Origin of the sequence: Salinibacterium sp. SWN167 (assembly GCF_015864665.1) — a bacterium.
Lineage (GTDB): Bacteria > Actinomycetota > Actinomycetes > Actinomycetales > Microbacteriaceae > Rhodoglobus.
Genome location: NZ_JADYWU010000001.1, coordinates 1,914,205 through 1,935,592 on the forward strand (window position 1 = coordinate 1,914,205; position 21,388 = coordinate 1,935,592).

At 59.0% G+C, this 21,388-nt stretch carries 18 protein-coding genes; all 18 read right to left on the bottom strand.

What is annotated here, in order from left to right; translation table 11 throughout:
- Positions 1-8: 8 nt before the first annotated feature.
- The gene (gene dnaE / locus I6E60_RS09155) at positions 9-3,527 is read right to left on the bottom strand and encodes a DNA polymerase III subunit alpha (protein ID WP_197124891.1); all 3,519 of its coding nucleotides are present in this window, start codon (positions 3,525-3,527) and stop codon (positions 9-11) included.
- A gap of 67 nt (positions 3,528-3,594) precedes the next feature.
- Positions 3,595-4,515, bottom strand: coding sequence for an RluA family pseudouridine synthase (locus tag I6E60_RS09160; RefSeq protein WP_197124892.1), 921 nt, complete (start codon positions 4,513-4,515; stop codon positions 3,595-3,597).
- A gap of 141 nt (positions 4,516-4,656) precedes the next feature.
- Positions 4,657-5,472 carry a DivIVA domain-containing protein gene (locus tag I6E60_RS09165; protein ID WP_197124893.1) on the bottom strand — a complete coding sequence of 272 codons (816 nt, stop codon included), beginning with the start codon at positions 5,470-5,472 and terminating at the stop codon, positions 4,657-4,659.
- A 126-nt stretch (positions 5,473-5,598) separates the two neighbouring features.
- A complete protein-coding gene (locus I6E60_RS09170) occupies positions 5,599-5,892 on the bottom strand; it encodes a YggT family protein (RefSeq protein ID WP_197124895.1) in 294 nt (97 codons plus the stop codon).
- A 44-nt stretch (positions 5,893-5,936) separates the two neighbouring features.
- Complete coding sequence (locus I6E60_RS09175; RefSeq protein WP_197179814.1) at positions 5,937-6,398, bottom strand: cell division protein SepF; 462 nt, start codon at positions 6,396-6,398, stop codon at positions 5,937-5,939.
- Positions 6,399-6,434: 36 nt separating this feature from the next.
- On the bottom strand, positions 6,435-7,121 hold the full coding sequence (locus tag I6E60_RS09180; protein ID WP_197124899.1) for a YggS family pyridoxal phosphate-dependent enzyme: 687 nt from the start codon (positions 7,119-7,121) through the stop codon (positions 6,435-6,437).
- A 5-nt stretch (positions 7,122-7,126) separates the two neighbouring features.
- Entirely contained in the window at positions 7,127-8,284 is a 1,158-nt protein-coding gene (gene ftsZ, locus I6E60_RS09185; protein ID WP_197124901.1) for a cell division protein FtsZ, read from the bottom strand.
- 177 nt (positions 8,285-8,461) lie between these two features.
- Positions 8,462-9,463: an FtsQ-type POTRA domain-containing protein gene (locus I6E60_RS09190; protein ID WP_307841804.1), complete on the bottom strand. Its 1,002-nt coding sequence runs from the start codon at positions 9,461-9,463 to the stop codon at positions 8,462-8,464.
- Positions 9,450-10,895: a UDP-N-acetylmuramate--L-alanine ligase gene (gene murC, locus I6E60_RS09195; RefSeq protein ID WP_197179818.1), complete on the bottom strand. Its 1,446-nt coding sequence runs from the start codon at positions 10,893-10,895 to the stop codon at positions 9,450-9,452. The genes I6E60_RS09190 and murC overlap by 14 nt, the downstream gene beginning before the upstream one ends.
- Positions 10,892-11,986 (bottom strand): glycosyltransferase, encoded by a 1,095-nt coding sequence (locus I6E60_RS09200; protein ID WP_197179819.1) that lies wholly within the window; start codon positions 11,984-11,986, stop codon positions 10,892-10,894. Before I6E60_RS09200 ends, murC begins: the two co-directional genes overlap by 4 nt.
- Positions 11,983-13,296 (bottom strand): putative lipid II flippase FtsW, encoded by a 1,314-nt coding sequence (gene ftsW, locus I6E60_RS09205; RefSeq protein ID WP_307784438.1) that lies wholly within the window; start codon positions 13,294-13,296, stop codon positions 11,983-11,985. The genes I6E60_RS09200 and ftsW overlap by 4 nt, the downstream gene beginning before the upstream one ends.
- A 37-nt stretch (positions 13,297-13,333) precedes the next feature.
- On the bottom strand, positions 13,334-14,878 hold the full coding sequence (gene murD / locus I6E60_RS09210; protein WP_197124911.1) for a UDP-N-acetylmuramoyl-L-alanine--D-glutamate ligase: 1,545 nt from the start codon (positions 14,876-14,878) through the stop codon (positions 13,334-13,336).
- Positions 14,863-15,960, bottom strand: coding sequence for a phospho-N-acetylmuramoyl-pentapeptide-transferase (mraY, locus tag I6E60_RS09215; RefSeq protein ID WP_197124913.1), 1,098 nt, complete (start codon positions 15,958-15,960; stop codon positions 14,863-14,865). The genes murD and mraY overlap by 16 nt, the downstream gene beginning before the upstream one ends.
- Positions 15,957-17,360 carry a UDP-N-acetylmuramoyl-tripeptide--D-alanyl-D-alanine ligase gene (murF, locus tag I6E60_RS09220; RefSeq protein ID WP_197179822.1) on the bottom strand — a complete coding sequence of 468 codons (1,404 nt, stop codon included), beginning with the start codon at positions 17,358-17,360 and terminating at the stop codon, positions 15,957-15,959. Before murF ends, mraY begins: the two co-directional genes overlap by 4 nt.
- Positions 17,361-17,397: 37 nt before the next feature.
- Entirely contained in the window at positions 17,398-19,131 is a 1,734-nt protein-coding gene (locus tag I6E60_RS09225; protein WP_197179824.1) for a penicillin-binding protein 2, read from the bottom strand.
- Positions 19,132-19,159: 28 nt separating this feature from the next.
- Positions 19,160-19,780 (bottom strand): hypothetical protein, encoded by a 621-nt coding sequence (locus I6E60_RS09230; RefSeq protein WP_197124919.1) that lies wholly within the window; start codon positions 19,778-19,780, stop codon positions 19,160-19,162.
- Positions 19,777-20,730: a 16S rRNA (cytosine(1402)-N(4))-methyltransferase RsmH gene (gene rsmH / locus I6E60_RS09235; RefSeq protein WP_197179826.1), complete on the bottom strand. Its 954-nt coding sequence runs from the start codon at positions 20,728-20,730 to the stop codon at positions 19,777-19,779. The genes I6E60_RS09230 and rsmH overlap by 4 nt, the downstream gene beginning before the upstream one ends.
- A 98-nt stretch (positions 20,731-20,828) precedes the next feature.
- Positions 20,829-21,260: a division/cell wall cluster transcriptional repressor MraZ gene (gene mraZ / locus I6E60_RS09240; RefSeq protein ID WP_129071303.1), complete on the bottom strand. Its 432-nt coding sequence runs from the start codon at positions 21,258-21,260 to the stop codon at positions 20,829-20,831.
- Positions 21,261-21,388: the final 128 nt, after the last annotated feature.

The window sequence follows — 21,388 nt, forward strand, 5'->3', positions numbered from 1 at the left end:
GCACGCCTCTAACCGAGGCAGCCTGGTCCGAGCAACGACTTCAGCTCTCCATAAAGATCCGCTGAGACCTTCACCCGGTACGGCAATTCAAAGACCCGAGCGACATCGTCACGCACTAGTCGTAGTCGCACCTCGATAGTGCCGGAATGACGGATGAGAACCTCACCCAGTCCCGAGACGACGTCTGTCGTGGCTCGCTGTTCCTTCAGCGTCAGAACGATCGGACCTGATCCCAAACTCGCGCCAAGGTCGGGTGAGAACATGCTCACAGCATGCAAGTTCATTCCGTCGTCTCGAGCACTAGCTCGACCACGAACCACCACAATGGAGTCGTTGACTAGCCCCGGCGCAAACTCTTGGTACGTCTTGCCCAAGAACATGACATCGATCTCACCGGCAAAGTCTTCGACGGTGACAATTCCGTACTGGTTGCCACTATTGCGAGCGACCCGGTGTTGCACACTCGTCACTAGTCCAGCGATCGAGACATGCTCGCCATCCGACACCACATCGCCCGAAAGCACTTCGGTGATCGTAAAGTCTTGATGTTTTGCCAGCTGGATCTCAAGGCCCGACAGCGGATGGTCAGAAACGTAGAGACCCAACATTTCGCGCTCGAAGGCAAGCTTGTCGCGCTTTGACCACTCGGGCCGTTCCGGAACGCCATCTTCGTCTTCGTTGAAGTCGAAAATGCCACCAAAGAGGTCAACCTGACCGTTGGCTTCGTTGCGTTTGAGGCTGACGGCGGAATCACACGCGTCTTCGTGGATCTCCAATAGACCGCGACGCGTCGCTCCGAGCGAGTCGAAGGCGCCAGATTTAATCAGTGACTCGACGGTTCGCTTATTCGCGACTTGGATCGACACCTTCCGCAGGAAGTCGTGGAACGACTCGAAACGTCCTTTATCGGTGCGCGCGCGAACGATTTGCTCCACGACGGCAGCACCGACGTTCCGTACGGCGCCAAGGCCGAAACGAATGTCGCCGGCCACAGCGGTGAAGTTGACAGTCGACTCGTTAACATCGGGGGCAAGAACCTTGATACCCATGCGACGGCACTCGCTCAGATACATCCCGAGCTTGTCTTTGGAGTCACCCACGCTGGTCAGCAGCGCTGCCATGTATTCGGCCGGATAGTTTGCTTTGAGATACGCCGTCCAGTAGCTGAGCACGCCATATCCGGCGCTGTGCGCCTTGTTGAAGGCGTAATCAGCAAAGGGCATCAGGGTTTCCCAGAGGACCTTTACAGCCTCTTTGCTGAAGCCGTTGTCGAGCATTCCGGTCTCGAAGCCGAGGAACTGCTTGTCGAGTTCTTCCTTCTTCTTCTTACCCATCGCTCGACGCAAAACGTCGGCTTGTCCGAGGGTGAAGCCTGCGACCTTCTGAGCCACCGACATCACTTGCTCTTGGTACACGATGAGGCCGAAGGTCGTGCCGAGAATATCCTTCAGCGGCTCTTCGAGTTCGGCGTGGATCGCGTCGATCTCTTCCAAGCCGTTCTTGCGCAGCGCGTACTTGGTGTGCGAGTTCATTCCCATGGGCCCCGGGCGGTACAGGGCAATCACGGCCGAAATATCTTCGAAGTTGGTGGGCTTCAGTTGCTTGAGCAGCGCACGCATGGGGCCACCGTCGAGCTGGAATACCCCAAGAGTGTCACCTCGCGCCAGCAGATCGTACGTCTTCTGGTCGGCATCGAGATCGAGGTCTTCAATGATCAGGGGTGAGCCAGTATTGGCTTCGATCATTTTGAGCGCGTCTTCGATCACCGTGAGGTTTCGAAGACCCAAGAAGTCCATCTTGATCAGGCCCAGGCTCTCCAACGGCGGCTGATCGAACTGGGTAATGATCGCGCCGTCATCTTCGCGGCGCATGATGGGCAACACATCGAGCAAGGGTTCAGCGGACAGCACGACGCCGGCAGCGTGAACGCCCCACTGCCGTTTCAGTCCTTCAAGACCAACCGCGGTTTCAAAGACTTTCGCAGCTTCGTGATCGGTGTCCAAGATGCCGCGGATGTCGGCGGCTTCTTTGTAGCGTGCCGCATCTTTGTTGCGCACATCTCCGAGGGAAATGTCTTTTCCCATGATGGCTGGGGGCATCGCCTTCGTCAGCTTCTCGCCGACCGAGTACGGCATTCCGAGCACGCGAGCCGAGTCTTTGAGAGCTTGCTTAGCTTTGATCGTTCCGTAGGTGACGATCTGGGCCACGCGGTCGTCACCGTACTTGTCGGTGACATAACGGATGACTTCACCACGGCGCCGGTCGTCAAAGTCGACGTCGACGTCGGGCATCGATACGCGCTCAGGGTTGAGGAAGCGCTCGAAAATAAGTCCGTGGGCAAGAGGGTCCAGCTCCGTGATTCCCACGGCATAGGACGCCATCGACCCAGCAGCAGATCCACGCCCCGGTCCTACGCGAATGCCCTGCGACTTAGCCCATTCAATGAAGTCTGCGACCACCAAGAAGTAGCCGGGGAACCCCATCTGCTGAATGACATCGACCTCGTACTTGGCTTGTGCAAGGTGCGCGTCGGACGGTGCGTTATTGAACCGTTTGTTCATGCCACGGGCGACTTCTTTTTCGAACCAGGTCGCTTCGGTCTCCCCCTCGGGAACGGGGAAGCGAGGCATGAGGTCGCGGCCCTCGAAGCTGATTTCACTGCGCTCGGCGATGAGCAGAGTGTTGTCGCAGGCTTCAGGATGCTCGCGGAACAGTGACCGCATCTCCGCAGCAGTTTTGAGATAGAACTCATTCGAGTCGAACTTGAACCGGTTGGGGTCGTCGAGCGTTGATGCTGATTGCACGCACAGGAGCGCGGCGTGCGCCGTGGCATCGTGAGCGTGCGTGTAATGCAAGTCGTTCGTTGCCAGCAGAGGCATATCGAGCTCTTTAGCGAGCTTCAGAAGATCGAGCATTGTGCGGCGCTCGATATCGATGCCGTGATCCATGATCTCGGCGAAAAAGTTTTCTTTGCCGAAAATGTCTTGGAACTCAGCCGCGGCGATTTTCGCCTCGTCGTACAGTCCCAGGCGGAGCTTCGTCTGGACCTCGCCACCGACACAGCCGGTTGTGGCGGTTATGCCCTTGGAGTACTCGCTCAGAAGCTCGCGGTCCATTCGAGGCTTGAAATAAAAACCTTCAATAGATGCTCGTGACGACAGCCGAAAGAGGTTGTGCATGCCTTCGTTGTTCTGGGCGAGCAACGTCATGTGGGTGTAAGCACCACTACCACCGACGTCATCACGAGTCTGGTGGCTACCGCCCCAACGCACCCGCGTCTTATCTCTTCGCGACGTGCCAGGGGTGACGTATGCCTCTGTGCCGATAATGGGCTTGATACCGCGTGCTGTCGCCTGTTTCCAGAAGTCGTAAGCGCCGAACATGTTGCCATGGTCGGTGATAGCGATCGCGGGCATGCCCTGCTCTACAGCGGCATCCAGCAGCGGACCGACGCGAGCCGCTCCGTCGAGCATCGAGTACTCACTATGAACGTGCAAATGCACAAACGAGTCGTTATTGGCAGCCAAAGACACTCCGAATTCTTTCGAAATCCAGCCTAAGCCAGCGAGCCGACGAGACTATAACTGACGCGCCCTAGTCGGCTCGAAGCACCTCAAGTGCTGCCTGAAGGTCAGCCGGATACGGCGACTCGAACGAGACTTGTTCGCCCGTTGCAGGATGCGCGAAACCGAGCTTGTGGGCATGCAGCCACTGGCGGGTTAGCCCCAGCCGCGACGAAATCGTGGGGTCTGCGCCGTACATGGTGTCCCCAACACAGGGATGCCGTTGCGCGGCCATATGAACACGGATCTGATGCGTGCGCCCTGTCTCAAGGTGCACCTCAACCAGAGCAGCAGACGGGAACGCTTCTAAGGTTTCGTAGTGGGTAATCGAATCTTTGCCGCCCGAGACCACTGCAAACTTCCAGCTGGAGCCCGGATGACGCCCGATCGGCGCATCGATGGTGCCGGCGAGCGGGTCAGGGTGCCCCTGCACGACAGAGTGATAGATCTTGCTGACCTCACGGTCATGGAATGCACGCTTGAGTTCGGTGTAGGCGAGCTCAGACTTCGCGACAACCATCAGACCACTTGTTCCAGCATCCAGACGGTGAACGACTCCGGCACGCTCCGCAGCGCCCGAGGTCGAAATGCGGTAGCCCGCACCGGCTAGTGCGCCAAGCACCGTAACGCCATCCCAGCCAATTGACGGGTGGGCGGCCACTCCCGCTGGCTTATCGACAACAACAATGTGCTCGTCGTCGTAGATGATGCCAAGAGAGTCAAGAACTACGGGAACGATCTGGGGCTCGGTTTTGGAAACCCACGATACTTCGAGCCAGGAACCATCAACAAGGCGGTCAGACTTACCGACGGCAACACCATCCATCGTCACCCCGCCGCCTGCGGCTACCTCAGCGGCGAAGGTGCGAGAGAAACCCAGCAGTTTGGCGAGAGCTGCGTCGACGCGCTGCCCCGCAAGGCCCTCAGGAACCGGCAAGCTTCGGGTTTCCATGATGCTCCTTGATAGTGATGCGCTTAAACGGACGTGTCGCACTCCCCCAGCATGGCTGGGTTAGGTGCGAACACAGCAAAAGCCGCCAGCGGCGGCGGAGCCGAAGCTCTCACCGACCGACTGACGGCCATTGCAGAAAAACTAGCTACCGGAGAATCCCGAGAAGCTGGCGGGAGGCTGCTGTGCCGACTGGGGCGCAGAGAAATCTTCCGGAGTCAAGTGACCAGAAGGCTGCGACGCCGGAGCCTGGCCCTGCTGAGCTGCGGAACCACCAGCGGTGACGAGACTCGAAGAATCGAGTTCGTGAAGCTGGCCCTCAATGTAGCTCTTGAGCTTCTCACGGTACTCACGCTCGAAGCTGCGGAGGGACTCGATGCGCCCCTCAAGAGCTTCACGTTCGCGTTCGAGAGTGCCGATCTGCTCGCGCTGCTGCGCTTCAGCCTCAGCAACGAGTTCTGCGGCTGTGGCCTTGCTGGCAGCGACGACCTCGGCGGCAGATGCCTTGCCCTCAGCGAGGATTTCAGCAGCGGATGCCTGACCCTCAGCAATAAGAGCGTCACGCTTCTGAACGCCCTCACGGACGTGCTCTTCGTGCAGGCGTCGTGCGAGCTGAAGAAGATTATTGGTGCTGCTCGCGTCGTCTAGAACCGACGAGGCCGGCTCTATCGCAGCGGGTGCAGCAGGAGCTGGCGCGCTTTCGATGGCGGCGGGTGCCGGAGCGGCAATCGCTGCGGGAGCAGCAGCAGCGGGAGCGCTGCTCGCGTTCTGCTGAAGTTCAGTTGCACGAGCCTCTGCTGCGCTCAAGCGCTGACGAAGCTCGTCGTTCTCTTGGTTAAGACGGCGCAACTCAACAACAACCTCGTCGAGGAAGTCATCGACATCATCTTGGTCGTATCCCTCACGGAATTTTGTTGATTCAAACCGCTTGTTGACCACGTCTTCTGGAGTCAAAGCCATTTCCGCCACCTCTAACACTTTCTTTCAACGTATACACAACGTTCAACGTTCGCATCACATCGTAGTAACGAAACCTGATTAGTTGCCGCATGCTCTCCGATAAGACTACATCTGTAGCGGCTAGTTCTAAAAGCCCCGCAAAATGGAGGTAAGGATGATGCATACGAGCATGACCAGCATCCACGATAAATCGAGCGCTCCGTTGCCGATTCGAATCATCGGGACAACTTTGCGGACCGCTTTGATCGGAGGATCAGTGATCGTGTACACAAGCTCAGAAAGAACCAGCCCAACGCCGCTCGGGCGCCATCCTCGAGCGAAGACGACTACGAGGTCGAGAATGAACCGAGCCCACATCGCGAACATGAACAAAGTGATGGCGTAATAAGCCACCAGGGCGATAACAGAAACGGGATTCACCCCTCTAGATTAGCGGGCTTCACATTGCCCGCCGTGCAGTGCGGCTACTGAACGAAGAAGGAAGCGTCAACGTCAGACTCAACTTCAGCCTGTTCGCCGCTCACGGCAACGTGTGCCGGAGAGAGCAAGAAGACCTTGCTGGTGACGCGCTCGATCTTGCCGTAGAGACCCTGCGAGAGTCCACTGGCGAAGTCCACGAGACGGCGAGCATCCGGCTCGCTCATCTGTGACAGGTTGATGATTACCGGGATACCCTCGCGGAAGTTCTCAGCGATGAGCTGGGCATCCTTGTACTGGCGCGGGTGCACCGTCAAAATCTCGTTCATCTCTGCCTCCGCAGTGCTGGGTGCAGCGCGACGCAACGGCGTAACCGGGGCACGGTTAGAACTCGCTGGTGCGGGTGCTGCTGCAACAGGGGCAACCGGCGCGGCTGGTCCCTGCTCGTACTCGTAGTCCTCATCGGCGAGGCCGAGGTAGACCATTGTCTTGCGCAGTGGGTTGGCCATGATAATCCTCCGAATGGTGAAGCTTCTGCTTCGAGATTAACCATGGTCGGGTCGTTTTCCCGTGATTGCCGTGCCAATTCGTAGGTGTGTCGCGCCTTCGGCAATAGCCTCGGCGAAGTCTCCCGACATGCCCATAGACAGCGCTGCGGCCGCTGGATGGTTCAGCTGTACGCGCTCGGACAGCCCCCGCAGAGCGGCGAAGGCAGGCTTCGGGTCGCCGTCTAGTGGCGCGACACCCATGAGGCCACGGAGCCGCAACCCGGGCGCCGCCGCTACTCGGTCCGCAAAGCCTTCAAGTTCGGCTGGCACTACTCCACCGCGACCGGAATCGTCCGTGAGGTTGACCTGGACAAAAACGTCGAGCGCGCTTTCTGCGTGGTCACTGGCCAGCGCGGTGATCAAGGAATCGCGATCCACAGAATGCACCGCTTGGCAGTACGCGCGCACTTGACGTGCTTTCTTGCTCTGCAATTGACCGACAAAGCTCCAGCGCAAATCAAGGTCAGCCAACTCGGCCGCTTTGGGCTGCGCTTCCTGGTGACGATTCTCACCGACGTCGCGAACGCCCAATCCGTGCAGCTCTCGAACGAGGCTCGCCGGATGGAACTTGGTGATCACGATGCGCGTAATCGACGACAGGTCGCGGGATGCCGAGCGTGCGGCATCCGCGATCCTGTCGTCGACCTCTGCGAGTCGTTCGCCTAACGGGGTCAGGTCGACCATCGCGCCTATTTCAGGAAGTCAGGAACGTCGAGATCGTTGTCGTTCTCGTCGTCGTCATCGAAACTGCGGTCGATCGGTGTTGCGGGAACTGCGCTCGGCTGCGACTTCCAATCGGTGTCTTTGCTCGGCGTCTTTTCCTCTGCTGCGATGTGCTCAGCCGGCGGCTCAGGAACAACGTAGTTGGTGCGGCGACCCTCAACAGGCTTGGCGGAAGGTTCCCCACCGTCGAAGCCAGCAGCGATCACTGTGACACGAACCTCGTCGCCCAGAGTGTCGTCAATCACGGCACCGAAGATGATGTTGGCCTCGCGGTGAACAGCTTCTTGAACGAGGCGAGCGGCGTCGTTGATCTCGAAGATACCGAGGTTTGATCCACCCTGGATCGACAACAGCACTCCGTGCGCGCCATCGATGCTGGCTTCAAGCAGCGGTGATGCCACAGCAAGTTCTGCCGCTTTTATGGCCCGGTCGGCCCCGCGTGATGAGCCAATACCCATCAGTGCGGAACCGGCACCCTGCATGACCGACTTGACGTCGGCGAAGTCGAGGTTGATCAGACCAGGGGTCGTAATGAGGTCTGTGATGCCTTGAACGCCGGCAAGAAGAACCTGGTCGGCGGTCGAGAACGCTTCGAGCATGCTGATGCCGCGATCGCTGATCTCGAGAAGGCGGTCATTGGGAACAACGATGAGGGTGTCGACCTCATTCTTGAGAGTCTCCACTCCGATCTCTGCCTGAGACGAACGGCGTTTGCCCTCGAAGCCGAAGGGCTTCGTGACAACACCAATCGTAAGTGCGCCAATCGACTTAGCGATGCGGGCGACGACGGGAGCACCACCGGTGCCCGTTCCACCACCCTCACCAGCGGTAACAAAGACCATGTCGGCGCCGGCAAGCGCCTCTTCGATCTCTTCAGCGTGATCTTCGGCAGCACGACGGCCAACCTCAGGATCGGCGCCGGCTCCAAGTCCGCGCGTGAGTTCGCGACCGACGTCAAGCTTGACGTCTGCATCGCTCATGAGCAGCGCCTGGGCGTCGGTATTGATCGCAATAAACTCGACGCCTCGCAGGCCGAGCTCGATCATCCGGTTGACAGCGTTCACGCCACCGCCACCGATGCCGACTACCTTGATGACTGCGAGGTAGTTCTGGTTTGATGTCACTTTTCGGCCTCCACTGGAAACTATCAACCTCGACTTGAGGTTTAAAGTTATGCTCAGTATGTATTTCTTTTGTTGAGAGTATGCGGACAGCACCCCACACGGATGCACAACAGGCCGCGTGTCGGAAAGTGTTCTGGCAATTAGCGGCCTTGCCGCACGCTCAGCGCTCGCGAAGAGCTAGCTGGGACGGAAAATGCCATTGCTGGGAGCCGACACGTCGAACTCGCCCGCTTCGTCCGACGATCGAGTAGAGATAAGTGCTTCGAGCAAAGCTGCCTTTTCGTCCGAATCGCTAGCGCTGCCCCACACCACACGCTGACCGACTCCAGTCAACACAAAGGACACGTCATCCTTGGTAGTCGCAGAAACGCTTTCGACCCGCGCTCGAAGCTCCGTTGGCAGAGATAACAAAACCTCCGTCGCCGCGGTAAAGGCGGAACTCGAGACATCCGCTCCCCCGATATCGATCAGCGGCACTCCGGGAATCCGTTCTGCTGATTCCTGAATGGTGATGCCAGCGGGATCGACCAACGTGAAGACTCCGTCGATCTTTACTGACCCGATCGGTTCACGTTCAACGATGTGCACGAGCAGAGTATCGGGCGGCACAATTTCGGTGACATAGCTGCGGATCAACGGAAAGACCGACAGTTCTTCGTTGATGGCGTCGAAGTCCAGGAGCGCGAGCGGCGTTCCCTGTTGGGTTTCGACGGCAGCTTGAACCTCAGCGGGATCGATGCGGTCCGTGCCGTCAACCACTACCGTGCGCAGCGCCAGAATCGGCGAAAACACAGCGACCGCAATCAGAGCGAGCAACACCACGACGAGCCCCGAAATGGAGAGCCACACAAACTTGCGAGTACGAGCGCGGCGCGTGAAACGGCGAAGCTCCGCTTTCTCCGCACGCTTGCGAGCTCGCGCAGCACGACGAAGCTGTCGCTTTGCGTGAGCTTCAGGATTGGGTTCTTTGCGCTGCTTTGTGGGGCGCGGACGCGCCTCGGCCGTGGGCTTCGGCGCTGCGGTGGGCTTCGCTTCGGGGTTCGCTACGGACGGACCGGGCTTCAGCACGCGGGCGGATGTGTTGTCTTTCTCAGGCTGCGGTGAACGCTTCCAGCGAGACTTCGCCGGAAGCGGATCCGGCTGAGCAGCAGACTTATCGAACCCTTCAGGCCTCTTCACTCGGCACCTGATCTGCGACCGTCTCGGATGCCGTGACAACAGGATAACGATCGATCGCTGCGACAAGCTGCGGGATGATGCGGTAAACATCACCACAGCTCAGAGTCATGACAATGTCACCCTCCCGAGCAATCTCAGCGACGCGTTGCGCCGCCAACTCCCAGTCGGGCTGGTAGTCAACCCGCGAAGGATCGACAAAACCAGATGAGACGAGTTCTCCGGTGACACCGGGAATTGGGTCCTCACGCGCACCGAACACTCCGAGAACAACGGTGTGGTCTGCCAAGCGTTCGTAAACCTCGGCAAATTCGGGCGCCATGTCACGAGTGCGGCTGAAGAGATGCGGTTGGTGCACAGCGATCAGCCGGCCGTTGCCCAACACACTGCGGGCGCCGCTGAGGGCTGCTTCGACTTCGGTGGGGTGATGAGCGTAGTCGTCGTACACGCTCACTCCATCGACAACAGCATGCAACTCGAAACGGCGCTGCGTCCCCGCAAAAGTGGAAACCGCGTCAATAGCGGCTCCCAGTTCGTGACCAAGACCGATCAGCACCGCAATCGCGCCTGCAGCGTTGAGAGCGTTGTGGTGCCCAGGGACAGCGAGTTGCACCCGCTCTTCGCGACCGTCAACCACAACAGTGAATGCCACAGGGCCGAGAGACGTGACGGAATGGATGCGCACGGTGGCGTCATCCGCTTCACCAAACGTCACCACATTGTCGTGCGTGAGTCGCTTGGTCACACGAATCGCGCCAGCATCATCGCTGGACACGACGACGGCTTCAGTAGCACGCGAAGCAAAATCGACAAAAGCATCATCGAAGGCCGCGTGGGAGCCGTAGTGGTCGAGGTGATCTGCATCAACATTGGTGATCAACGCTACTGCTGTGGCGTAAAGCAAAAATGAACCATCGGACTCATCGGCTTCAACCACGAACAGATCATCGGTCCCTGAGCCCGAACTGGTGCCAAGACCCTGAATCACTCCGCCATTCACAAAGCTCGGCGACGTGCCAAGCTCGCGCAGCGCAGTGATAATCATCCCGGTCGAAGTTGTCTTGCCATGAGCACCCGCAACGGCGACCAAGCGGGTCGATCCCACTAACCAAGCAAGGGCTTGAGAACGGTGCAAGACAGGGATGCCACGCTCAACCGCAGCGAGGTACTCGGGATTATCGGGCCAGAGCGCGCCCGTGTACACCAGAGCTTCCGCATCTCCGAGGTGAGCGGCGTCATGGCCGATCGAGATCGTTGCACCCGCTGCGTTCAGCGATGCGGTGTTTGCGTTCGCCGCCTTGTCGGAGCCGGTTACCGTGATTCCGGCATCCAAGAACATGCGCGCGATTCCGCTCATGCCTGCGCCACCGACACCAACGAAGTGCGCCGAACGCAGTGGTCCGGGCAACGGCATAGACAAGTCAGGAAAGATCATGATGTCAATGGTAGATCGCGGTCGAGGGCCAGATGGACGAGCTCGAGCATGCGGTCAGTTCCATCGAGTGAACCAACGCTGGAGGCGCGGGCGGCCATGTCTGCGATCAAGGCCCGCTTGCGCAACATCGGAACGAGGTTGGAACTGACCCATTCAGGCACAAAGTCGGAATCCATGACAAGAATTGCGGCACCAGCCTCTACAGCCGTTCGAGCGTTGAACTTCTGCTCACCATTACCAACAGGGTAGGGAACATAAATAGCGGGAACGCCGAGCCCCGTTAGTTCGGCGACAGTCGATGTGCCCGCCCGCGCAATCGCGAGGTCGGCCGCCGCGAGGGCGAGCTCCATGCGGTCGCAGTACTTGACGACTACATAGCCGGAGAGCTGCTGATCATCCACAGCGTCCCGATACTCCCCCGTGATGTGCAGCACTTGCCAGCCCGCGCCCAAAATGCGCGTGATCGAAGCAGAAATGGTGTCGTTGATGCGCTTGGCTCCCGAAGAACCGCCGGTCACGAGAAGCGTCGGCTTCTTAGGATCAAGACCGAAAAAGCTGTCGGCCTCGGTGCGTGCCGCAAACCGATCGAGCTTCTCGATTTCGGCCCGCAGCGGCATCCCCACGACAACACCGCCACGAATTGGCGTGCGATCGAAAGCGGTGCCGACAAACTTCGTAAAAAAGGAACCAAGACGGTTCGCGATTCCCGGGCGGCTATTGGCCTCATGAATGACAAGGGGAACTCCCGCCTTGCGCGCACCCAAATATGCCGGAGCCGCAACGTAGCCACCAAAGCCGACGACAACATCCACGCCGCGCTCGGCAATGATCGCGACAACCTCGTCGACAGTGGAGCGCAGTCGCGCCGGAAACTTCAACGCCGCCCGGTTCGGGCGACGCGGAAATGGAAGCTTCGCAATCGTCAGCAATTCAAAGCCGCGGGCAGGGACCAACCGTGCCTCTAACCCTTCCTCCGTGCCCAAAATCAGCACTTCGGCTTCGGGCTCACTCCAGCGAATACGTTCGGCTACGGCGAGTAGCGGATTCACGTGGCCAGCGGTTCCTCCGCCGGCAAGAAGGTAAGTAGTCATCGGCGTCCTCGTGCTCGATTTGCCGCCAGCATGCGGGAGCGATCTGCTGCAGTCTGAACGGGTGCCGCTGTCGGCACCGCCGTTGGGGCGGATGTTGGTTGAGCTGCGGGCCCAGAGGGTCGGGGCTTCGACTGTGCGGCCTTGTGGTCCGATCTCGCGAACGACAACACGATCCCGATAGCCAACAGGGTCGCGATGAGCGCAGATCCGCCCGTTGATATCAGCGGTAACGGCACACCAAGCACGGGAAGAACTCCCAGCACCACCGCAAAATTTACGAACGCCTGGCCGACCGTCCACACCATGACACCAGCGGTCGCGATGCGAACGAAGCTGTCGTTAGTGGTGCGGATGATGCGGATAAAAGCGATTGCCAAGACAACGAACAACAGCAGAACAACGATCGCGCCGATCAGACCGAGTTCCTCACCGATGATCGCGAAAATATAGTCGTTGTCAGCGTGAGGCAACCAGCCGCGCTTGGCGACCGAGTTGCCAAGACCGCGACCAAAGAGACCGCCGCCGGCGAGAGCCCAATACGCGTGATCGATTTGCCAGCACGAGTCCTGATAGTCGAGCTCGGTGCATCCGTTCAACCAGATATCAATTCGCGAGGTACGAGAAGCACTAGTGGTGGCGAACAGCAGCGCCCCGACAACGACGGCAAGGAGACCGATCGACAGGAACTTCAACCGCACGCCGGCGAAGAAAAGGCACGCGAAGACGATGAGAAGCATGATGGATGCTGTTCCCAAGTCATTGCCGATAAGCACAAATCCGATAGCCGCACCGGCAACGGGCACGACGGGCAGTACGACTTGGCGCCAGTCACTAAGGACGTCTTGCTTGGTGGACAGTACCGCGGCCACCCAAATGATGATGGCGACCTTCACGAACTCAGATGGTTGTGCGCTGAACGATCCGATTTGAATCCAGTTTTGGTTACCTCCGTACTCCAAACCGATACCGGGAACGAAAACGAGAAGCTGCAAGATCGCGCCAAGCACAAGCCCCGGGAACGCCCACCGCTTCCAGAATCTTGTCGGTGCGCGTGACGCGATGAGCATCAGCGGGATGCCCAAAAGCGCGAACAATCCCTGACGCAAGAAGCTACCAAAGAAGCCTTGGTCTGCGGCGTATGACTCGACCGATGACGATGAGAGCACCATCACAAGCCCAAAAATCACCAGGAAGAGCGTTGTTCCCAAGAGCAGAAAAAAGTTGCTCGATTCCCCCGAAAAAATGCGCTTGACCGGGACGCGTGCGGCAACAGGCTCCTTCGACTTTGATGCGGAGCCAGCGGCGGCCACAGCAGGCTGTGAAGGCTGAGGATCGTCGTTGGACCCGCTACTCGGCCGCTGGGGTCGGTGTGGTCGCTGAGGAGGCGTCATCGTCGTTCCCTCCTACTCGTTCGAGCACTGCTGCTGCGAACTTGTCTCCGCGATCTGCGTAACTTGTGAATTGATCCATGGATGCTGCCGCTGGCGCTAACAAGACGGTGTCGCCTTCGGTAGCGATTCCGTGCGCCATCTCGACGGCACGGGACATCACGTGATTAGTGTCAGTCGCGTCAACCTCGAAGACCGGAATCTGCGGCGCGTGTCGCTGGAATGCGGCCTGTATTGCCAGCCTGTCGTTACCAATTACGATTGCAGCTTTGAGCCTCGGAGCGTGTTTTTCGATCAAGGGCGCGACATCGATTCCCTTGAGCAGGCCACCCAGAATCCACACCACAGGGTCGGCTGCAGAAAGCGAAGCACTCGCCGCGTGCGAATTAGTGGCCTTGGAATCGTTGATCCACGTCACTCCCCCACTGACGAGCACGACCTGATTACGGTGGCCATCGATTTCGAAACTAGCTACACCCTCACGCACTGCTTCGATACTCACCCCGGCGGCTCGAGTGAGTGCACTCGCCGCAAGAATGTTGGCGACCATGTGCGGCGCCGCGAGGTTGCGCTGGCGCAGCTCGTCAAGCGTGAAAAGTTCGAGGGCAGCGTTGTGGCGGTCATCGCCGAACGCGCGGTCAGCTAGCAGGTCGCTGACAATACCGAAGTCGCTGGGACCCGGCGTATCGAGTCCGAAACCGATTGCACGGCATCCGTCGACCACTTCAGCATTTTCCACCATGGCCAGCGTCTCGGGCACCGCGCGATTGTAAACCGCGGCAATCTTCGTGTTGGCGTACACGGTCGCTTTTGCGTGCGCGTATGCCTCACGGGAACCGTGCCAATCGAGATGGTCGTCGGCAAAATTGAGACAGACGCTCGCGAGCGGTGAGATCGCACCAGCGCCCTCGCGCGGCATTCCGTGAAGTTGAAAACTCGAGAGTTCAACGACGAGAAAGTCAAAGCCATCGGGGTATCGAATCGCGTCGAGCACTGGAATACCGATGTTGCCGACGGCCCCAGCCCGGAAACCGGCCGTTGTCAGAATGTGGGCGGTCAGCTGCGCCGTGGTCGTTTTGCCGTTGGTGCCGGTGATAGCAATCCATTCGGCAGGGGTACCCGTTTTGTCGCGCAGGCGCCAGGCGAGTTCAATCTCAGTCCACATCGGAACAGTGTTCGTGCGGCACCACTCCACGAGGACATGATCAAGCGGATAGCCAGGCGAGACGATGACGACGTCTGGGGCATGCGCGGTGATCGCAGCGAGCTGGTCGTCAGTGCTGCCGCCGATCGCCAGCTCGGCACCGATGACCTTCGCCATTTCAACGCGGTTGTCGGATGCCGCATCCGCGATCACGAGAACCCGAGCCTTGAGTTCGGTGAGGGTGTCGGCCGCCGAGAAGCCAGTCGCCCCCAGCCCGAGGACTGCGACGCTCAGTTCGCTCCAGGCCGAGTTCCAGCTGGTGAATGAGTTGAAATCGCGCACGACTACTGATTGATCCATTCCAGATAGAAGGTTCCGACGCCGGCCGCGACGAAGAGCGCAGCAATAAGCCAGAAACGCACCACAACAGTCACTTCTGCCCAACCTTTGAGCTCGAAGTGATGATGCAGGGGACTCATGAGGAAAATACGTTTACCGCCGGTGATCTTGAAGTAAGCACGTTGCAGAATCACGGAACCGGTAACGATAAGGAAGAGTCCACCGATCAGGATAAGCAACAGCTCGGTGCGGCTCATGATCGCGAGAGCAGCGAGGGCGCCTCCGAGACTAAGCGAACCTGTGTCGCCCATGAAGACCTGTGCCGGCGAGGTATTCCACCAGAGGAAGCCGATAAGCGCGCCGACGATCGCTGCGGCGATGATGGCGAGGTCAAGCGGGTCGCGTACCTCGTAGCACTTGTAGAGCACTTCACGATCGATGCTGGGGTTGCTGCACGACTGATTGGCTTGCCAAAACCCGATGACGATGTAGGACGCGATCGCGAAGATCGCTGACCCGGTCGCGAGGCCGTCAAGACCGTCGGCAACGTTCACACCGTTCGACGTGCTGACGATGATCAACGTCACCCAGATGGCGAACAAAATAGCACCGATAACTACGCCGAAAGTGGCGAGGTCGAGCCAATTGATGTCCCGCAATCCCGAAATCTTTGAGGATGCTGGCGTGAGTCCGCCAGGATCAGGGAAGTTGAGGGCGAGGGCCGCGAAACCCGCGGCGACGATGACCTGGCCAGCAACCTTTGACCAACCGCCAAGGCCTAGGCTTCGCTGTTTACGAGTCTTCATGAAGTCATCGATGAAGCCGATGACGCCGAGACCCACCATGAGGTAGATCACGAGAAGCCCGGAAAGAGTTACGGGCTCACTAGCAACCCAGTGTCCGACGAAATAACCGATCGTCGAGCCCAAAATGAAGACGATTCCGCCCATCGTGGGAGTGCCACGCTTGGTGTGATGGCTCTCGGGACCATCGTCACGAATGAACTGGCCCCACTTCAAGCGCACAAAGAGCTTGATGAACAGCGGGGTAAGCAGCAGCGTAAAGAAGAGCGAGAAGCCAGCAGCGACAAGGAGCGCGATCATGCGGTCACCCCGGCGATCCGGTCGCCCAAGTGTCGCAAGCCAGCAGAGTTCGACGATTTCACCAACACGACGTCGCCCTCTCGCAGTTCTTCACGCAGCACAGCGTATGCCTCTTCGACGCTATCCACGAGGACCGACTCTCCATCCCACGAACCTTCGAGGCCTGCAGCATTATGGATATGACGCGCTGCGTGACCGACCACAATGAGCTTCTGCACGTTCAGTCGCACGATCAACCGACCGATACGGTCATGCTCGTCATTCGCATAATCTCCGAGTTCAGCAAGCTCCCCCAACACCGCAACGGAGCGATTTTCGGGGCCAACGATCTGAACGAGCGTCTTGAGCGCGGCCGCCATCGAGTCAGGGCTCGCGTTGTAGGCGTCATTGATGACTGTGATGCCACCGGGCGCCTCCAACAGTTCCATTCGCCAACGTTCCGCGCGGTCGATGGACTCCAACGCCTCAACCGCGCGAGCAGGGTCTACCCCCACAGCGCGTGCTGCCGAAATCGCGGCCAACGCGTTGGTGACGTGGTGTTCGCCGAGAATACGCAACTGCACCGGAATCGTCTCGCCGCCGATGTGTAGCCCAAAAGCGGTGCCGTGAGCAGTCGCCTGAATATCGTCAGCCCACACCGCAGCACTCGAATCGAGGCCGAAGAGGACGACCTTAGCCTGCGTCTGCTGTGCCATAGCCTTCACGCGACCGTCATCACCGTTCAATACCGCAGTCGCGGTCGACGGCAAATGGGAAACCATCTCAGACTTTGCTCGGGCCGTGACTGCGGCATCCCCAAATTTGCCGATGTGAGCCAAGCCGACCATCAGGACAATACCGACATCGGGCACGACGATCGACTGAAGGCGCGTGATGTCGCCGAGACCGTCTGCCCCCATCTCGACAACAAGAAACTTCGTGGAATCGGTGACGTTGAGCATCGTGATGGGCGCACCGACGTCATTATTGAACGAGCCCTCAGGGGCAACCGTTTCGCCTTGGCGCTCCAAAATCGCGCGCAACATGTTCTTCGTCGTCGTCTTGCCGTTTGAACCGGTTACCGCGACAACTTGAAGATCACCTTTGCTTCGCACAGACGCAACGACAGTGCGTGCGAGAGCGTGGAGAGCCTCTACCCCATCCGCCACAATGATCTGCGGAACATCGAGCTCGAGCGGTCGTTCAGCGATCACGAGCGCTGCGCCATTTTCCACTGCTTTGGCAGCAAAGAGATGACCATCAGTGCTTTCGCCCCGCAGAGCAAAGAAAATGGAGCCCGGAGTATTGAGACGCGAATCAGTCTGCACGCTGCTCGCAGGGAGGCGTTGCTGACCGTCACTGCCATCACGGAGTTCTCCGTTGACGGCGGTGGCAATCTCGGCAATGCTCAGTTCGATCACGTGATGTGCTCCAGGGGTAGTTGACGCGGGGGGAAGCTCACCAACGCAACGGCAGATCCGGTCCCGCGGTGTTTGACGGGGTTACACGGTAAGTGGTGAGCGTTTGGGCCATAATGTCGCGGAACGTCGAGGCAATGGCGCCGGAATATATGCTATCCGGGATCCCGGCTGTCGCGATCACAATGTACTCAGGGTCGTCTGCTGGGGCGAGGCCGGCGTAGGAAATTACTACGTCGCCGCCGTAGGCACCGTTTTCGGCGACCTGGGCCGTTCCACTCTTCACCGCGACCCGGTAACCGGGAATCTGAAGATTCGGAGCCGAACCACTAGAGCTGTACACCATCTCCATCATTTGGAGAGTCTGATCAGCAGCCGTCTCGGAAATAACCCGAGTGCCTTCGGTGGACGGAGTATCGGTGACCGTGCCGTCAGGCCATTCGCATCCCTCCACGAGCACGGGGGGAAGGCGAACGCCATCGTTACCGAGAGCTTGGTAGGCGCTCGCCATCTGAATGGATGTCGTGCTCAGTCCCTGCCCGAATTGAACCGCGTAGTTGGTGCGCGCGTCCCAATCCTTGGCTTCATAGAGCGTGCCGCTCGATTCACCGTTGAAATCGATCCCAGTCTCTTCGCCAAGCCCGAAGGCCTGCAGGTAATCGTGGCGAGACGCCGCGTCAAGTAGGTCCGTGTATTGCGCGATCGCCGTGTTCGATGACTCAACGAGAGCGCCCGCAAGGGTCAGCCGCTGGTCTTCGTGATAGAAGGAATCGCTGATCGTTCCGCCACCGTTTGTCAGTTCAAGCGCATACGGCGAGACAACTTGCGTTTGCTGGTTGGCAACTCCAGCGTCGATCAACGAGGCAGCAGTCAACGCCTTCACCGTCGACCCAGGCTCATAAGGCGTGCTAAATGCTCGCGAACCCAAAGCGCCACGATCAGCGAGGTCGACATTGTTGGGGTCCACGGTCGGCCAGTCGCTAACCGCAAGAAGGTGAGCATCGCTGACGCGCATCACGACACCCGTTGCCCACGTAGCGCCGAGCGACTCCGCGGTCTGCGCCATCCGCTGCTGAACGTAGAACTGAAGATCTCGGTCGATCGTCAGCGTGAGCGTGCCACCGTCCTGCGGTTCGATCGATTCCACCGAGCTTCCGGGCAACGCGACGCCATCTTCACCGCGCGCGTAACTCGCTTCAACGTCTTGGCCTGCGAGGCACTCATCGCCCGTCAGCTCGACGCCAGCCTGAGGGCCGTCTGTACCGATGAATCCCACAAGGTTACCGGCGATTTCGCCGTTCGGATAGCTGCGTTCTGGGCTCAGCTCGTAGTAAAGCCACGTGATGTCTAACTCGCCAACGGCCTGATACTGCTCGAGAGTGATGCCCTTCGCCAAGTACTCGAAGTCGGATTCCGGGTTGTCCAGAATCATGGCGAGAAGTTCATCGGGATCTCCCCCAATGATGTCCGTGATCTTCGTCAAGTCCTCAAGCACCACCACAGAAGCATTCTCACGCAGAAGAGTCACCCGTGGCGAGATGACGACATCGAAACGCTCAACGCTGTCAGCGAGCACTGCACCATTCGTATCGACGATGTCGCCGCGAGTTCCGTAGGTCACCTGGGTCAGCGTTCGCTTGGTGTCCGCCTCCGCATTGAGCGTTTCGGCCTGGACGATCTGCAGGTCAACAAGACGAACAACAAAAATGCCGGTCAAGACGACGATTGTGAGGATGACAAAGGCCACTCGCGCGCGAGTTGAGCGTGGTTTCATCGAGTCTCCCCCAGAAGGTTCATCTCAATCATCGCGTGACAGGAGCAGGAATAGCGTTATTCGCAGGCTCTGGCGCGGCGGTAGCCGACTCCGTCGCAGCAGCTCCCGAGGCAGTAGCAGTAGCCGTCGTCGCGGCGGACGCCGCAGCAGTCTTTGCCGCCGCAGCGGCAGCCGCCGTCTCCGCGCTCACGAGCGGAACGTCGGTAAGAAGAGTGTTGCCGACAAGGCCACAGCTGCCACCGCATCCGGTCGGATCTGCGCTTCCAGGAAGTCGGAAGACAGAACCGTCAGAAATGTTCAACGAATACGGTGTCGCGTTGGGCACCATGCCAAACCCAGCCGCCTGAGCAGCAAGATTTTGAGATGACGACTGCAATGAAAGGGACTCGAGCAAGCTCTGCTCCGTGCGGATGAGCACCTTCTGCTCATACTGCAAAGAGTCAATTTGGTACGCACCCTGAGTCACCACAATGCTGAGCAGGAGTTGCGCAGCAAGGATCACGAAAAAGCTTGCGACCGTAACCACCGCGTACAGCATGCGCGGTCGAGCTTTGCGCTGAGCTTTCGTCGTAACGATCTCGATGTGAGACGGACGCGCGGTCGGCTGGTGAAGCGGCAGTGGCTGAGCGTGAGCGAGGTTAGTGCTCATGAGATGACTCGCATTCGTTCTATCGCTCGCAGTCGAACGGGCTTTGCTCGGGGGTTAAGGGCTTGTTCTGCTTCGCTGGCTTGCTCTGATCCGCGAACAAGCAGCTTGAGTTCCGGCTTGTGCTCGGGAAGCTCAACGGGAAGTCCGGCCGGAGCGGTGGACTTGGCGCGTCGTTGTAGCTCGCGCTTGACGATGCGGTCTTCCAGCGACTGATACGCCAACACGACCATCCGTCCGCCGAGGGTGAGGGAGTCGACAGCGGCGGGAATCGCCCGTTCGAGAACCGACAGCTCTTGGTTCACTTCGATGCGCAACGCCTGAAACACACGCTTGGCAGGATGTCCCGCACGCTGGGCCGCCGCGGGAGTGGCGGCAATGACGAGCTCCACCAATTGAGCGGATGTCGTCAGCGGCTGCTGTTCGCGGAACTGCACGATGCGACTAGCAAATCGCGGCGCAAGTTTTTCGTCGCCGTAGGCGTAGAAGATGCGACGGAGTTCGAGCTCGCTGTACGTGGCGAGGATGTGCTCGGCGGTGACCGGCGTCGAGGCATCCATGCGCATATCTAGCGGAGCATCTTGAGAATAGGAGAATCCGCGCTCAACACGGTCGAGTTGAAGGGATGAGACTCCGAGGTCGAAAAAGATGCCTTCGACTGACGTGATTCCCAACGAATCGAGTGCCTGCGGAATTTCGTCGTAGACAGCATGAACAAAGTGCGTGCGGCTAGCGAAAGGCTCAAGCCGACGTCGAGCGATAGCAAGAGCGTCCTCGTCTCTGTCAATGCCCACGAGTGTGAGGTCGGGGAACCGCTGGAGGAATGCCTCTGCGTGCCCTGCCATTCCGAGGGTTCCGTCGACGAGAACTGCTCCCGGTGCGTTCAGCGCTGGAGCGAGCAACTCAATCGAGCGCTCAAGGAGTACTGGGGTGTGAATGGTGTTGTCAGCCATGGTGTTAGGGCTAGTTCTCAGATGCTGATCCCCATCCGACTCGACCTGATATCGGGGAAGAAAATCAGGGCGTTCGGCTGGGAGTCAGCGTCGAAGAGCTAGAAGAGTCCCGGAATCACCTCCTCGGTGGTATTGACGAAATCGGCCTCGGTGGCCTCGTAGTAGTTGTTCCAGGCCTCGGTGTCCCAGATTTCAGCGCGGTTACCCGCGCCAATCACAGTCAGATCGCGCCCCAGCCCGGCGTACTCGCGTAGCCCAGCGGGGATCGTTACCCGGTGCTGCTTGTCAGGCGTCTCTTGGTTAGCGCCAGACAGAAAGAGACGCAAAAAATCGCGACCCTGCTTGCTCGTGACCGGCGCCTTGCGAATCGCTTCGTGCATTACTTCAAACTCGCGCTGGCTGAACACGTAGAGGCAGCGCTCTTGGCCACGAGTGACCACAACGCCCGATGCGAGTTCCTCGCGAAACTTCGCCGGCAGGATGATGCGGCCCTTGTCGTCGAGCTTGGGGGCGTAGGTGCCTAGAAACACGGCGCCCTCCCCTCAATCTCCGGCCCGGATTCTGGTTGCCTCCACTTTACTCCACTTTCAACCACATATCTAAGGTTTTTCGGCAAACTGCGTAAAAGTTATCCACAGAGCCCAGCAATTACAAGGAA

Bases quoted from the DNA above. Each gene is read 5' to 3' on its own strand.
- I6E60_RS09160 (WP_197124892.1), bottom strand. From the start codon at position 4,515: ATGGAAACCCGAAGCTTGCCGGTTCCTGAGGGCCTTGCGGGGCAGCGC.
- I6E60_RS09165 (WP_197124893.1), bottom strand. From the start codon at position 5,472: ATGGCTTTGACTCCAGAAGACGTGGTCAACAAGCGGTTTGAATCAACA.
- I6E60_RS09175 (WP_197179814.1), bottom strand. From the start codon at position 6,398: ATGGCCAACCCACTGCGCAAGACAATGGTCTACCTCGGCCTCGCCGAT.
- I6E60_RS09180 (WP_197124899.1), bottom strand. From the start codon at position 7,121: ATGGTCGACCTGACCCCGTTAGGCGAACGACTCGCAGAGGTCGACGAC.
- murC (WP_197179818.1), bottom strand. From the start codon at position 10,895: ATGATCTTTCCTGACTTGTCTATGCCGTTGCCCGGACCACTGCGTTCG.
- I6E60_RS09200 (WP_197179819.1), bottom strand. From the start codon at position 11,986: ATGACTACTTACCTTCTTGCCGGCGGAGGAACCGCTGGCCACGTGAAT.
- murD (WP_197124911.1), bottom strand. From the start codon at position 14,878: ATGGATCAATCAGTAGTCGTGCGCGATTTCAACTCATTCACCAGCTGG.
- mraY (WP_197124913.1), bottom strand. From the start codon at position 15,960: ATGATCGCGCTCCTTGTCGCTGCTGGCTTCTCGCTCTTCTTTACGCTG.
- I6E60_RS09225 (WP_197179824.1), bottom strand. From the start codon at position 19,131: ATGAAACCACGCTCAACTCGCGCGCGAGTGGCCTTTGTCATCCTCACA.
- I6E60_RS09230 (WP_197124919.1), bottom strand. From the start codon at position 19,780: ATGAGCACTAACCTCGCTCACGCTCAGCCACTGCCGCTTCACCAGCCG.
- rsmH (WP_197179826.1), bottom strand. From the start codon at position 20,730: ATGGCTGACAACACCATTCACACCCCAGTACTCCTTGAGCGCTCGATT.